Annotated in this window: 12 protein-coding genes and 1 pseudogene; 11 read left to right on the top strand and 2 right to left on the bottom strand. The window is 69.4% G+C overall.

Annotated features, from left to right (window positions below):
• Positions 1–3: 3 nt before the first annotated feature.
• Together KL771_RS21225 and hemA are read right to left on the bottom strand one after the other, a co-directional pair.
• Positions 4–570, bottom strand: coding sequence for a GNAT family N-acetyltransferase (locus KL771_RS21225; protein WP_261970508.1), 567 nt, complete (start codon positions 568–570; stop codon positions 4–6).
• Positions 571–586: 16 nt separating this feature from the next.
• A complete protein-coding gene (hemA, locus tag KL771_RS21220) occupies positions 587–1,876 on the bottom strand; it encodes a 5-aminolevulinate synthase (RefSeq protein ID WP_261970507.1) in 1,290 nt (429 codons plus the stop codon).
• Between the two features lie 399 nt (positions 1,877–2,275).
• On the opposite strand from hemA, the gene KL771_RS21215 reads away from it, so the two are divergent.
• From KL771_RS21215 to KL771_RS21165, 11 genes and pseudogenes are all read left to right on the top strand, one after another.
• Positions 2,276–2,785, top strand: coding sequence for a response regulator (locus KL771_RS21215; protein WP_261970506.1), 510 nt, complete (start codon positions 2,276–2,278; stop codon positions 2,783–2,785).
• Between the two features lie 109 nt (positions 2,786–2,894).
• Positions 2,895–3,812 carry a LysR family transcriptional regulator gene (locus KL771_RS21210; protein ID WP_261970505.1) on the top strand — a complete coding sequence of 306 codons (918 nt, stop codon included), beginning with the start codon at positions 2,895–2,897 and terminating at the stop codon, positions 3,810–3,812.
• A gap of 356 nt (positions 3,813–4,168) precedes the next feature.
• On the top strand, positions 4,169–4,519 hold the full coding sequence (gene uraH, locus KL771_RS21205; protein WP_261970504.1) for a hydroxyisourate hydrolase: 351 nt from the start codon (positions 4,169–4,171) through the stop codon (positions 4,517–4,519).
• 4 nt (positions 4,520–4,523) lie between these two features.
• Entirely contained in the window at positions 4,524–6,023 is a 1,500-nt protein-coding gene (xdhA, locus tag KL771_RS21200; protein WP_261970503.1) for a xanthine dehydrogenase small subunit, read from the top strand.
• Positions 6,007–8,337, top strand: coding sequence for a xanthine dehydrogenase molybdopterin binding subunit (gene xdhB / locus KL771_RS21195; protein WP_390867377.1), 2,331 nt, complete (start codon positions 6,007–6,009; stop codon positions 8,335–8,337). The genes xdhA and xdhB overlap by 17 nt, the downstream gene beginning before the upstream one ends.
• Entirely contained in the window at positions 8,337–8,693 is a 357-nt protein-coding gene (locus KL771_RS21190) for an XdhC family protein (RefSeq protein WP_261970502.1), read from the top strand. The genes xdhB and KL771_RS21190 overlap by 1 nt, the downstream gene beginning before the upstream one ends.
• Positions 8,690–9,271 (top strand): annotated as a pseudogene (locus KL771_RS28305) (endonuclease domain-containing protein); the annotation flags it as partial. The gene KL771_RS21190 and the pseudogene KL771_RS28305, both read left to right, overlap by 4 nt.
• 326 nt (positions 9,272–9,597) lie before the next feature.
• Positions 9,598–10,368, top strand: coding sequence for a xanthine dehydrogenase accessory protein XdhC (xdhC, locus tag KL771_RS21180; RefSeq protein ID WP_261970501.1), 771 nt, complete (start codon positions 9,598–9,600; stop codon positions 10,366–10,368).
• 2 nt (positions 10,369–10,370) lie between these two features.
• Positions 10,371–11,975, top strand: a complete 1,605-nt coding sequence (locus tag KL771_RS21175) for an ABC transporter ATP-binding protein (RefSeq protein ID WP_261970622.1) — start codon at positions 10,371–10,373, stop codon at positions 11,973–11,975.
• Positions 11,965–13,050, top strand: coding sequence for an ABC transporter permease (locus KL771_RS21170; protein ID WP_261970500.1), 1,086 nt, complete (start codon positions 11,965–11,967; stop codon positions 13,048–13,050). Before KL771_RS21175 ends, KL771_RS21170 begins: the two co-directional genes overlap by 11 nt.
• The gene (locus KL771_RS21165) at positions 13,043–13,957 is read left to right on the top strand and encodes an ABC transporter permease (protein ID WP_261970499.1); all 915 of its coding nucleotides are present in this window, start codon (positions 13,043–13,045) and stop codon (positions 13,955–13,957) included. The genes KL771_RS21170 and KL771_RS21165 overlap by 8 nt, the downstream gene beginning before the upstream one ends.
• The last annotated feature ends 182 nt before the right edge of the window (positions 13,958–14,139 follow it).

The following is a 14,139-nucleotide window of genomic DNA, read 5'->3' as shown; positions in this document are numbered from 1 at the left end:
CGGTCAGGTCGGAGCGCGAGGCGATCTGGCCCGATCCGCGCGAGCGTCCAGCCGCTTTTCCATGAACAGGCTCAACGGGTCAGGTCGGTAGCCGGCGAAGGGCGGGCATTCGACGAAGCCTGCGGCGCGGTAGAGGCCGAGCGCCTCCAGGCTGGCGATCCCGGTTTCGAGCCGCAGGAGCGCGATGCCGTGGTCGGCGGCCTCCGCTTCGAGCACCGCCAGAAGCCGGCGGGAAAGGCCGCGCCCGCGCGCCTCCGGCTCGACCCACATGCGCTTGATCTCCGCCCAGCCGTCGTGGAGCACGATGGCGGCGGTCGCAAGCGGCGTGCCCGACCGCCCCGGCTCGTTGCGGGCGGCCGCCTCCGGCTTCGAATTCGCGGCAACGTCACCGCGGGCCACGAAGAAGCGCACGTTCTCGGCGCGCAAGCCGTCGAGATCGAGATGATGGTTGCTTTCGGCCGGGTAGAGGCTGGCCGAATGGGCTTCGCCGGCCGCCAGCAGCGCGAGCACATCGGCGCCACCCGGGTCCTCCCGGGCGATGCGGATGCCGTCTGCGTGCCGAGCCGCCATCGGGCCGAAGCCGGGTTCAGCCACCGGAGCGGGCGAGCGCCATCCGGGTCACCGGAAGCGGTGCCTCGGTCTCGTCGGCGCTGGTCACCTCGGTCGGGCCGGACAGCGGCAGGCCGAGCTCGCGCCAGACCGACACCAGGGCCTCGGCCAGGCGCACGATCAGGGCGTCGTCGTGGAACGGCGTCGGCGTGACGCGCAGGCGCTCGGTGCCGCGCGGGACTGTGGGATAGTTGATCGGCTGAATGTAGATGCCGTGCCGCTCCAGCAGCAGATCGGAGGCCTGCTTGCACAGGTCCGGATCGGCGACCAACACGGGCACGATATGGGTCTCGCTCGGCATCACCGGCAGGCCGGCGGCCGACAGGACGGCCTTGGTCCGCGCGGCCTGGCGCTGGTGCGCCTCCCGTTCGGCCGCGGAGGCCTTCAGATGGCGGATCGAGGCGGTCGCGGCGGCGGCGACCGACGGGGGCAGGGCGGTGGTGAAGATGAAGCCGGGCGCATAGGAGCGCACCGCATCGACCAGTGCGGCCTTGCCGGTGATGTAGCCGCCGAGCGCCCCGAAGGCCTTGGCGAGCGTGCCCTCGATCACGTCGATCCGGTGCATCAGGCCGTCGCGGTCGCAGATGCCGCCGCCGCGCGGGCCATACATGCCGACCGCGTGGACCTCGTCGATATAGGTCAGCGCGCCGTAGCGCTCGGCCAGATCGGCGATGGCGGCGATCGGGGCGATGTCGCCGTCCATCGAATAGACCGACTCGAAGGCGATCAGCTTGGCCCGGTCGGGACCGGCCGCCTTCAGAAGTTCCTCCAGATGGGCGAGATCGTTGTGCCGGAACACCTTCTTCTCGCAGCCGGAGCGCCGGATGCCCTCGATCATCGAGGCATGGTTCAGTTCGTCGGACAGGATCAGGCAGTTCGGCAGGATGCGCGCCAGGGTCGAGATGGCCGCCTCGTTGGAGACGAAGCCGGACGTGAAGGTGAGGGCCGCCTCCTTGCCGTGCAGGTCGGCGAGTTCGGCCTCGAGTTCGACCAGCGGGTGGTTGGTGCCGGAAATATTGCGCGTGCCGCCGGCGCCGGCCCCCATCGTTTTGGCCGCCTTGATCATGGCGTCGACGACCGCCGGGTGCTGGCCCATGCCGAGATAGTCGTTGGAGCACCAGACCACGATTTCGCGCTCGACGCCGTCACGGCGCCAGACGGCATGCGGGAAGCGCCCGGCGATGCGTTCGAGGTCGGCGAAGACGCGGTAGCGCTTCTCGCTCTTGAGGGCAGCCACCGCCGTCTCGAAAATCGCGTCGTAGTTCATCATCCGTCCTCGCGTCGGAGGAAGCCTCGGCCCATCCTCGCCGTGCCTCCCCATTCCCAGCTTCCACTCGCCCATGCGGCATCGCGATGCGGTGTCCGGAGCGTATCCGTCCGGAGCGTAGTTAGACCATTCCCCGGGGCATTGACCATGATCAAGTCACGCGATCGTGGTCTGCGTTCCCGCCCCTGCGGTCGATGGTCGCCACCCTCCCTTACCACCGCATTCCTTGCGGCATCCTGAGGACGTCCGACGAAACCCCAACCCCGCCGTCGTCCGAAGCGGATACACGGCCGCGCCGTCCGCGGATGCAGCCGGCATCCGGTCCGTCCGGGATGCCGGTTCTAAACCAAACCTTCACGCCTTTCGGTCACCGTCGGGACCCGCGGAGGGCGGCGTGCCTTGAACCTCGATCTCTCGACCCTGACCTTCCTCGTCGTTGAGGACAGCGCCTATATGCGCACGATCCTGCGCACCATGCTGCAGGGGTTCGGCGCGCGCCGCATCGTCGAGGCGGAAGACGGCGCATCCGGCCTGGAGGCAATGGATCGCGCCAATCCGGACATCATCATCCTGGATTGGGTGATGCCGATCCTGGACGGCGCCGACATGGTGCGGATGATCCGCAATCCGCAGAATCCCTTCGCCTATGTGCCGGTGATCATGGTCACGGCCCATACCGAGCGCAGCCGCATCCTGGAGGCACGCAAGCTCGGCATCCACGAACTGCTGTGCAAGCCGATCTCCGCCAAGGCGCTCTACCAGCGTGTCGCCAGCGTGATTCTGCAGCCGCGCGAATTCGTCAAGACGCCGACCTATTTCGGCCCTGCGCCGCGCAAGATCCGCAACCGGCAGAAGATTTGGGAATCCAAGCCCGGCGCCGCAAAGCCGACCGATGTCGAGGCTGCCTGAGGCGGCCAAGACTGAAGGCCCGCCCGGAAATTTTCGCGCACTCGGCCGGACCGCTTGCATCGGCAGCGCTTTCGGCGTGCCATCGCGCTCCGTCCGGCCGGAGACCCCGATGCAGCGCGAGACCGCGATCCTTTCCACGAGCTTCCGCTATTTCCTTGCCGTAGCCGAGGTCGGCTCGATCCGGGCCGCCGCGAAGGTGCTGAACATCGCGCCCTCGGCGGTCAACCGTCAGGTGCTGCTGCTGGAGCGGGAGATCGGCATCGACCTGTTCGAGCGCCTCGGTCGCGGCCTGCGGCTGTCCGAACCCGGTGCGGTGCTGCTGCGCCAGATCCGGGTGATCCTCGAGACCTTCGGCGAGACCAAGGCCGACCTCGATGCCTTTCGCGGCCTGAAGCGCGGCCGCGTCCGGATCGCGACGGTGGAGAGCATCTCGGTCAATGTGTTGCCGGACATCCTGGCCGGCTTCTGGATGCAGTTCCCCGGCATCGAAACCGCCGTGACGGTGACCGGCTCGGAGGCGGTCGCGCAACTGGTCGAGGACGGCAAGGCCGATATCGGCTTCTCGTTCAATCCGCCGACCACCAGCCGCCTCGAACCGCTCTATCACCGCGACTACCGCATCGGCGCCCTGATGACGCCGGACCATCGCTGCGCTGGGCGCGCCTCGATCGAGCTTGCCGAACTGGCCGACGAGCCGCTCGCGTTGCCTGCACGCGGGCTCAGTCTGCGCTCGGCGCTCGATCCGGCGCTCGTCCGTCTCGCTCGCGATGTCCGGCCGCGCCTGGAATCCGACAGCCTGCGCCACATGGCCGGCCTCGTCCGCCGGCGCCAGCTGATCGCCTTCCAGACCACGGTCGGGATCGAGCGGGACCTGCTCGACGGCTCGCTGGTGCTGGTGCCGCTGGCCGATCCGGACGTGGAGGTGGACCGGCTTGTCGTGGTGGCGCAGACCGGCCGCGTGCCGAGCCTGGCGCTGACCGTCTTCTGCGAGCATGTGAAGGCGGCCCTCGAACCGTCCGTGCCCTGACGGGGTCTGCGCGCCGCGATGGCCCGGCACGGACCGATCGGACGGCGTTTCGCCGTTGCCGAATCGCTACCCGCACCGCGCGAACACTTCGCGTCATCCTGGCGCATTTCGCGGCAATCGGACGCCATGGCGGGCATGCCGACCGGATCGTGCGAATGCGGCGAGCGATCCGGTCGAAAATCTCTTCTTTTTCGTTCAGTCCTTATGCGCAAAGATCGCAGCTGGAATGCAGTCCCGCCGGAGCCGGGAAACCCTGCGACCGGTCGGCCCGCATCCTGCATGGCATGCGGAGGGTCCGGTCGGCTTGGCCAGAGGCATCCGCCGGACAGGACGATAGCAGGGGCGCGAGGCGCAGCATGGGGCGACTGACGACGCATGTGCTCGATACCGCGGCCGGCAGGCCGGCGCAGGGTCTGACCATCGAGCTCTGGGCGCTCGACGGCGAACCTGGTCTGATCAAGACCGTCCTGACCAATGCCGACGGCCGCGTCGACGGGCCGGTCCTCGAAGGCGACAGCCTGCGTCCGGGTGTCTACGAACTGCGCTTCCACGCCGGCGCCTATCTGCGTGCCGTCGGTCACACGCTGCCCGAGCCGGCCTTTCTGGACGTGATCCCGATCCGCTTCGGCATCGCCGATACCGGGGCGCACTATCATGTGCCGCTGCTGATCTCGCCCTATGCCTATTCGACCTATCGGGGGAGCTGAGGGCATGTCGGCACCGCGCACCACCGTCCGCTATCTCTCCGCCGGCCGCGTCATCGAGGTCGCGGACTTTCCGCCGATGACCACGCTGCTCGACCATATCCGCCTGGAACGGCGCCGGACCGGCACCAAGGAAGGCTGCGGCGAGGGGGATTGCGGCGCCTGCACGGTCGCGGTCGGCCGGCCGGTGGACGGGCGCATGGTCTATCAGCCCGTCAATGCCTGCATCGCGCTGCTCGGCCAGATCGACGGTTGCGAACTGGTCACCGTCGAGGACCTTGCCGCGCGCGAGGGGCGCCTGCATCCGATCCAGGCCGCCATGGTCGAGAAGCACGGCTCGCAATGCGGCTTCTGTACCCCCGGCATCGTGATGAGCCTGTTCGTGCTCTATCACGGCGACGGGCCGGTCGACCGCAAGGCGGTCACCGACCAGCTCGCCGGCAATCTGTGCCGCTGTACCGGCTACCGTCCGATCGTCGATGCGGCGCTGGAGGCCTGCGCCGGCCGCGGCGCGGGTCCGATCGACGCGATTGCGGCGGCGGAGGCCGAGACACTCGCGCTCATCGCGGCGATCGACGACGCGCGCGACCTGACGGTCGGCACGGACCAATCCTTCTTCGCCGCACCCGCCTCGATCGAATCCCTGGCCGCGCTCGTGGCCGCCCATCCGGATGCGACGCTGGTCGCCGGGGCGACCGATGTCGGCCTCTGGATCACCAAGCAGCTGCGCCATCTGCCCAAAATCATCGCACTCGGCCGCGTCGCCGGGCTCGATGCGATCGCCGACCACCCCGACCGGCTGGAGATCGGCGCCACGGCGACCTTCGCGGCCGCGGAAGCAGCGATCGGCGGCATCGATCCGGATCTGGCCGAGATCTGGCGGCGGATCGGCTCCAAGCAGGTGCGCGCCTCCGGCACGGTCGGCGGCAATATCGCCAACGGCTCGCCGATCGGCGACAGCCCGCCGGCGCTGATCGCGCTCGGCGCCGAACTGGAGCTGCAGTGCGGTACGGAACTCCGCCGCCTGCCGCTGGAGGCCTATTTCCTCGAATACGGCCGTCAGGACCGAAGGCCGGGCGAATTCGTCCGCCGGGTGATCGTGCCGAAGCTCGTCCCCGGCCAGGTCTTCCGCGCCTACAAGATCTCCAAGCGCTTCGACCAGGACATCTCGGCCGTGATGGGCGCCTTCCGGCTGACGCTGGACGCCGGCCGGATCGTCGCGGCCCGCATCGCCTTCGGCGGCATGGCCGGCACGCCGAAACGCGCCGCCGCGACCGAGGCCGCCCTCGTCGGGGTCGATCCGGCCGACCCGGCGACCTGGATGCCGGCACTGGCGGCGATCCGCTCCGACTACGCGCCGCTCTCGGACATGCGTGCCAGCGCCGCCTACCGGTCCGATGTCGCCGCAGGTCTCCTCGAAAAGGCCCTGATCGAGAGCGCCGGGACGGCGACCGACCTGACCCGCATCACCGGCCAGAGGGAGGCTCGCCTTGACCGTGTCGCCTGATCCCGCCGGCCTTGCCGACGCCGCCGCGCTGGCCGTGGTCGGCCGCCCGCTGGTGCATGATTCTGCCGTCAAACATGTCCAGGGCGCCGCCGCCTATATCGACGACATCGCCGAGCCGGCGCGCACGCTGCAAGTCGTGCCGGGCCATGCGCCTTCCGCCGCGCGCGGGCGCATCCTGTCGCTCGATCTCGGCCGGGTCCGCGCCGCGTCCGGCGTCGTCGCCGTGCTGACCGCCGCCGACGTGCCCGGCATCAACGACTGCTCGCCCTCGGTCGGCGGCGATCCGGTCTTCGCCGAGGGCCGCATCCTGTTCCACGGCCAGGTGGTCTTCGCGGTCGCCGCCGAGACCCGCGACCAGGCCCGCCGCGCCGCGCGGCTGGCAGTGATCGAGGTCGAGGTCGAGACCCCGGCGGTGACGGTCGATGACGCGCTCGACCGCAACACCGAGGTGCTGCCGCCCTACGAGTTCCGCAAGGGCGAGGTCGCCTCGGCGCTGGAGGCCAGTCCCGCCCGGACCGGCGGCACCTTCCGGATCGGCGGCCAGGAGCATTTCTATCTGGAGGGCCAGGCCGCCCTTGCCGTTCCGGGCGAGGACGGCGACATGCTGGTCCATACCTCGACCCAGCATCCGACCGAGGTGCAGCACATCACCGCCAAGGTGCTCGGCCTGCCCGATGCCGCGGTGGTGGCCGAATGCCGGCGCATGGGCGGCGGTTTCGGCGGCAAGGAAAGCCAGGCGACCCAGTGGGCGGTGATCGCCGCCCTGGTCGCGCGGGCGACCGGCCGGCCGGCCAAGGTCCGCCTCGACCGCGACGACGACATGATCATGACCGGCAAGCGCCACGACTTCCGGGTCGACTGGGAGGCCGGCCACGATGCCGACGGCCGGCTGACGGCGGTCGACGTGGCCTTCTACGGCCGCTGCGGCTATTCGGCCGACCTGTCGCTCGGCGTCAACGACCGGACCATGTTCCACGCCGACAACGCCTACAACTACCCGGCGGCGCGCATCCATTCGCGCAGGCTCTTGACCGACACCGTCTCCAACACCGCCTTCCGCGGGTTCGGCGGTCCGCAGGGCACCGTCTTCGCCGAGCGCGTCATGGACGAGATTGCGGTCCGGCTCGGCCTCGATCCGCTCATCGTGCGCAAGCGGAACTTCTATGCGCCGGCCGGCGACACGACGCCCTACGGCATGCCGGTCGAGGACAACATCATCCACGATCTGGTCGCCGAACTGGAGCGCACCTCGGACTATTGGGCGCGGCGCGAGGCCGTGAAGGCCTTCAACGCGTCGAGCCACATCCTGAAGAAGGGCCTCGCCCTGACGCCGGTGAAGTTCGGCATCTCCTTCACGCTGATCCACCTGAACCAGGCCGGCGCGCTGGTCCATGTCTATTCCGACGGTTCGATCATGGTGAACCATGGCGGCACCGAGATGGGGCAGGGGCTCTATCTCAAGGTCGCCCAGGTGGTCGCCGAGGAGTTCGGCGTCGGCATCGAGCGGGTCAAGATCACCGCCACCACCACCGCCAAGGTGCCCAACACCTCGCCGACCGCGGCCTCCTCCGGCTCGGACCTGAACGGCATGGCGGCCAAGATCGCTGCCGGCGCCATCCGCGCCCGCATGGCGGCGGTGGTGGCGGCCGAATTCGACGTGCCGGCCGGGGAGATCCGGTTCCGGGACGGTCGCGTCTTCGGCGGCAACGCCTCGATCGGATTTGCCGATCTGGCCAAGAAGGCCTATCTGGCGCGCGTGCAACTGTCCGAAGCCGGCTTCTACAAGACGCCGGAGATCCATTGGGATCGGCCGACCGCGACCGGACGGCCGTTCTTCTACTTCGCCTATGGCGCCTCCTGCACGGAGGTGACCGTCGACACGCTGACCGGCGAGATGCGGGTCGACCGGGCCGACCTGCTGCACGATGTCGGCCAGTCGCTCAATCCGGCGCTCGACATCGGCCAGATCGAGGGAGCCTTCGTCCAGGGCATGGGCTGGCTGACGACGGAGGAACTGGTCTTCGACCGGGCCGGCCGGCTGCGCACCCACGCGCCCTCGACCTACAAGATCCCGACCGCCTCCGACGTGCCGGCGGACTTCCGCACCGCCCTGTTCGAATCCGGCGGTTGCCGGGCCGATACCATCTACCGATCCAAGGCGGTCGGCGAGCCGCCGCTGATGCTGGCCAACTCGGTCCTCTCCGCGGTCTTCGACGCGCTCGCCGCGCTCCGCCCCGGCCGGGTGCCTCCGCTCCACGCCCCGGCGACCCCCGAGGCGATCCTGACCGCCGCCAAGGCCATGAGGAGCGACTGATGCTCGCCTGGCGCGCCCTCGACCAAGCCATCGTCCGGAGCGGCCGTGCCGCCCTGGTGACGGTGCTGGCGTCGAGAGGCTCGACCCCGCGCGAGGCCGGCGCCCGCATGGTCGTCGAACCCGGCGGCACCTTCACCGGCACCATCGGCGGCGGCGCCCTGGAACTCAAACTCATCGAAGCCGCCGTCACGGCGCTGGCCGAAGCCGATGCCGCCGAGTTGCCCCCCTCCCTTCTCCCCCTGAGGGGGGAGAAGGGGAAGGAGCCGGGGATTTCGGGCTTGAAGTCAGACGAAGCGAGCGTTTCGCCCCCTCCCTTCTCCCCCCAGGGGGGGAGAAGGTGGCCGAAGGCCGGATGAGGGGGAATGACCCGGCGCTTGAGGGAATTCCCGGTGTGAGCCCGGATGCAACGACCTCGACCCGCGGCTCCCGCTCCGCTGCCGCATCGTCCCCCTCATCCGCCCTTCGGGCACCTTCTCCCCCCTCAGGGGGAGAAGGGGAAGGAGCCGGGGATTTCGGGCTGGAAGTCAGACGGAGCGAGCGTTCTGCCCCCTCCCTTCTCCCCCCAGGTGGGGAGAAGGTGGCCGAAGGCCGGATGAGGGGGAATGAGCCACGTATCCGTTCGTATCGTCGGTCGGACGTGCCGACCGGGCGACCGGATCGAAGCCGGATACCGGACCGCCTTCTGGCGATGGCACGTCGCCTTCGGACAGGTCAGACCGATGCCGAAGGAATGCTGTGGTCGGCCCTGCGTGATCGGCGCTTCGTCGGCCTCAAGTTCCGCCGGCAGGCCCCGATCGGCCGCTACATCGCGGATTTTCTCTGTCCGGCCGCCCAACTGGTGATCGAGGCCGATGGCGGCGGACATGCGGAGAGTACGCGCGATCCGGATCGCGATGCTTGGCTGGCGCAGCAGGGCTACCGGGTGCTCCGCTTCTGGAACGACGAAATCCTTCGCCAGCCGGACATGGTGCTGGAGGCGATCTGGCACGCTTTGGATGAAGCCGGGGTGATCCCGCCGGAAGCCTGGGAAAAGAGCGTCCCGTCCCCGGACCGCAGCACCAGTTCCGCTGCCGCATCGTCCCCCTCATCCGCCCTTCGGGCACCTTCTCCCCCCCTGGGGGGAGAAGGGGAAGGGGCCGTATATTCTGCGGTTACAACAGGACAAAGCGAGCGCTTCGCCCCCTCCCTTCTCCCCCCAGGGGGGGAGAAGGGGAAGGAGCCGGGGACTTTGAGGATGAACCGACCAGCAGGCGGTTTCGGGTGTTGTCCTTTGCGCTCGGGCCGCAGCTCGGGCAGTGCTGCGGGGGGCATGTGCGGGTCTCGTTGGAGCTATTCGGCGTGGGCGATCTCGCGCGTATCCGGGATTTCGCCGCGCGCGAGGCGGCGGGGCCGTTCGCGACGGTCGGGCGGATCGGCCCGCGCGGCCTGGAGCGGACCGTGGTCGAGGGCGAGCATCCGGCGGCGGCGATCGAGGGCGATCGGGTCGCCGAGACCTTCGGCGAGGCGCGGCGCGACCTGGTCCTGTTCGGGGCCGGCCATGTCGGCCGGGCGCTTGTGCTGGCGCTGGCGCCGCTGCCGTTCCGGGTCGTCTGGGTCGACCCGCGCCCCGATGCCTTTCCGCGGGCGGTGCCCGGCAATGTCATGCTGGTGCGCCCGGCCGATCCGGTCGCGGTGCTGGATCAGGTCGCCGACGGCGCCTTCGTGCTGGTCATGACGCACGACCATGCGCTCGACCTCGCCATCGTGGATGCCGCCCTTCATGGGACTCGCTTCCCCCATGTCGGCGTGATCGGATCGGCCACCAAGCGGGCGCGATTCGAGAAAAGGCTGCGCGAGGGCGGACATGGACCGGCCGCCATCGCCCGGCTGATCTGCCCGATCGGCGCCACGGGGCCGAAATCGAAGCTGCCGGCGGTGATCGCCGCGGCGACGGCGGTTGAACTGATCGTGGCCGACGAGCGGCTGAAGGCGGTCGGGGAGCGGCGCTCGGAGCCGCTTCTGGCCAGCGTCGGGGGAGGAAGGGCGTCGTGACCATGGTGGAGGACCGCCCCGCAACGGCGGAAGGCGCGTCGGGACCCTATCTCCTGGAGGCCGTCGGCATCACCAAGCGCTTCTCGACGCTGGTCGCCAACGATCATGTCGATCTTGCGCTGAAGCCGCACGAGATCCACGCCCTCCTGGGCGAGAACGGCGCCGGCAAGTCGACGCTGGTCAAGATGATCTACGGCTCGCTGCAGCCCAACGAGGGCGAGTTCCGCTGGAAGGGCGAGCGCGTCGCGATCCCCAATCCGGCCGCCGCGCGCCGGCTCGGCATCGGCATGGTGTTCCAGCACTTCTCGCTGTTCGAGGCGCTGACCGTCGCCGAGAATATCGCGCTGGCCCTGCCGCCGACCGCCATGGCGGCGCTGGCGACGCGCATCGAGACCGTCTCGAAGGAATACGGACTGCCGCTCCGGGCCGACGCCGTGGTGGCCGATCTGTCGGTCGGCGAGCGCCAGCGAATCGAGATCGTGCGCTGCCTGCTGCAGGAGCCCAAGCTCCTGATCATGGACGAGCCGACCGCGGTCCTGACCCCGCAGGAGGCCGACCAGCTGTTTCTGACGCTGGAGCGGTTGGCGCGCGAGGGCTGTGCCATCCTCTACATCTCGCACCGGCTCGAGGAGGTGAAGCGTCTCTGCCACGCCGCCACCATCCTGCGCCACGGCAAGGTGGTCGAGCGGGTCGATCCGCGCAAGGAGACCGCCGCCAGCCTCGCCCGCCTGATGGTCGGCTCCGAGGTCCATGCCGTGCGGCCGTCGCGCCGGCGCATCGACGGGCCGGCCCGGCTGAAGCTCGACCGGCTCGACCTGCCGCCGAGCGGCCCCTTCGCGGTGCCGCTGGTCGGTGTCTCGCTGGAAGTGCGCGCCGGCGAGGTGGTTTCGATCGCCGGCGTGGCCGGCAACGGCCAGTCCGAGCTGTTCGACGCCATCTCGGGCGAACGGCCGGCGGCACGAGACGCGGCGGTGCTGATCGACGGCAAGCCCTGCGGCGACCAGGGCGTGACCGCCCGGCGCGGGCTCGGTGCCGGCTTCGTGCCGGAGGAGCGGCTCGGCCATGGCGCGGTGCCGGGCTTCCGGCTGTCCGAGAATGTCGTGCTGACGCGCCATTCGACCGGCCCGGGCGGCGGCCGGTCGGGCTCGGGCCTGCTCGACTATGCGCAGGCCGGCGGCACCGCCAAGCGCGTCTCGGAAGCCTTCGACGTGCGCAAGGGCAAGCCGGACCCGGAGGCGCGCGCGCTGTCCGGCGGCAACCTGCAGAAATTCGTCGTCGGTCGCGAGCTCGATCGCAAGCCGGTGCTGATCGTCATCAACCAGCCGACCTGGGGCGTCGATGCCGGCGCCGCGGCGCTGATCCGGCAGGCGCTGCTCGATCTCGCCGCCGACGGCGCCGGCGTGCTGGTGATCAGCCAGGATCTCGACGAGATCTTCGAGATTTCCGACCGCATCGCGGTCATCTCGCGCGGCCACCTGTCGCCGGCCTATGACGCGCATCTGGTCACCATGGAGCGGCTCGGGCTCCTGATGGGCGGCGCCCATGGCGACAGTGCGGCGGTCGAGACGGCGGAGCGGCTGAGGGAGGCGGACGGCCATGCGCATTGAACTGGAGAAGCGGCCGGAACGCGCCGAGATCTTCGCCTGGGCCTCGCCGCTGATCGCCGTGGCGCTCACCGTCGTCACCGGCGGGCTGATCTTCGCGCTGGCCGGCATCAACCCGCTGAAGGGCCTCTACGTCTTCTTCATCGAGCCGTTCACGTCGCTCTGGTCGATCGAGGAACTGATCGTCAAGGCGACGCCGCTGGTGCTGATCGGCGTCGGCCTGTCGATCTCCTACCGCGCCAATGTCTGGAATATCGGCGCCGAGGGGCAGTTCACCATGGGGGCGATCTTCGGCGCCGCGGTGCCGATCCTCCTCAACGGCTGGAACGATCCTTCGACGCTGGTCGCCATGCTGGTGCTGGGCACGATCGGCGGCATGGTCTGGGGCGCGATCCCGGCCCTGCTCAAGGTCCGCTTCGGCGCCAACGAGATCCTGACCAGCCTGATGCTGGTCTATGTCTCGCAACTGCTGCTCGACTGGCTGGTGCGCGGCATCTGGCGCGATCCGAAGGGGTTCAACTTCCCCAAATCGGTCGGCTTCGACGGCTGGCAGACCATGCCGGTCATCGGCGACGGCCGCGTCAATCTCGGTACCGCCATCGCGCTCGCCATCGCGGTCCTGCTCGCCATCCTGATGAGCCGCACCCTGAAGGGCTTCGAGGTCCGCGTGCTCGGTCAGGCGCCGCGCGCCGGGCGGTTCGCCGGCTTCTCGTCGGAGCGGATGGTGGTGTTCGCCTTCCTGCTATCCGGCGGCCTGGCTGGTCTCGCCGGCATCATGGAGGTCGCCTCGACGATCGGCCAGCTGCAGCCGAACATCTCGCCCGGCTACGGCTTCACGGCGATCATCGTCGCCTTCCTGGGCCGGCTCAATCCGATCGGCGTCATCTTCGCCGGCATCGTGCTGGCGGTGAGCTATCTGGGCGGCGAGGCCGCGCAAGTCGGGCTCGGCATCTCCGACAAGACCGCCCGGGTCTTCCAGGGCATCCTGCTCTTCTACATCCTCGCCTGCGACACGCTGATCCTCTACCGGATCAGGCTGGTCGGCCGGGCTCCGGCGGAGGCGCGCGCGCATGCTTGAGGCCACCATCCTGACCATCATCACGGCCGCGACGCCGCTTCTGCTGGCGGCGATCGGCGAACTGGTCACCGAACGCTCCGGGGTGCTCAATCTCGGCGTCGAGGGCATGATGGTGATGGGCGCGGTCGCCGGCTTCGGCGTCGCGCTGACGACCGGCTCGGCACTCGCCGGCGTCGTCGCGGCGGCGCTCGCCGGCATGGCGCTGGCGCTGCTGTTCGCCTTTCTGACCCAGACGCTGGTCACCAACCAGGTCGCCACCGGCCTTGCCCTGACGCTGTTCGGCATCGGCCTGTCGGGGCTGGCCGGCGAGCGCTTCGTCGGCCAGCCGGGTGTGCGTCTGCAGAAGCTCGACATCCCGGGCCTGACCGACCTGCCCTATGTCGGCAAGATCCTGTTCGGGCAGGACATTCTGGTCTATTTCTCGGTCGTGCTGGTGCTGGTCGTCGGGCATGTGCTGTTCCGCACCCGGATCGGGCTGGTGCTGCGCGCGGTCGGCGACAATCACGGCTCGGCCCATGCGCTCGGCTACCGGGTGATCGCGGTCCGCTACGGCGCGATCCTGTTCGGCGGCGCGGCCTCAGGGCTCGGCGGCGGCTACCTGTCGCTCGCCTACACGCCGCAATGGGTCGAGAACATGACCGCCGGGCGCGGCTGGATCGCGCTGGCGCTGGTCGTGTTCGCCTCCTGGCTGCCCTGGCGCGCGATGGTCGGTGCCTATCTGTTCGCCACCGTGACCATTCTGGGCTTCGCCGCGCAGGGCATGGGGCTCGGCATTCCGGCGCAGTTCCTGTCGTCGTTGCCCTATCTGGTCACCATCCTGGCGCTTGTGATCATCTCGAAGAACCGGCTGGTCATGCGCGCCAACACGCCCGCCTGCCTCGGTCAGAGCTTCGTGCCCGACCGCTAGTGGTTCGATCGAGACGGATGGTTCCCATCCGTCTCGTGAATCTGAACCACTAAGTCTTTGATTGCGTGGTCAATTCAATCTAAAATTTGCGGAACGCAAATTTCAGATTTTGACCACCGGCCGGGTTACGGTCGGAAGGTTCCGCGCCAGCGGCCCGGCGCGGGGGCTTGAAGCGAAAGAGA

Origin of the sequence: Prosthecodimorpha staleyi (assembly GCF_018729455.1) — a bacterium.
Taxonomy (GTDB): domain Bacteria; phylum Pseudomonadota; class Alphaproteobacteria; order Rhizobiales; family Ancalomicrobiaceae; genus Prosthecodimorpha; species Prosthecodimorpha staleyi.
Note: the sequence above shows the minus strand (reverse complement) of the source record. Positions and strands in the feature narration are given on the sequence as shown.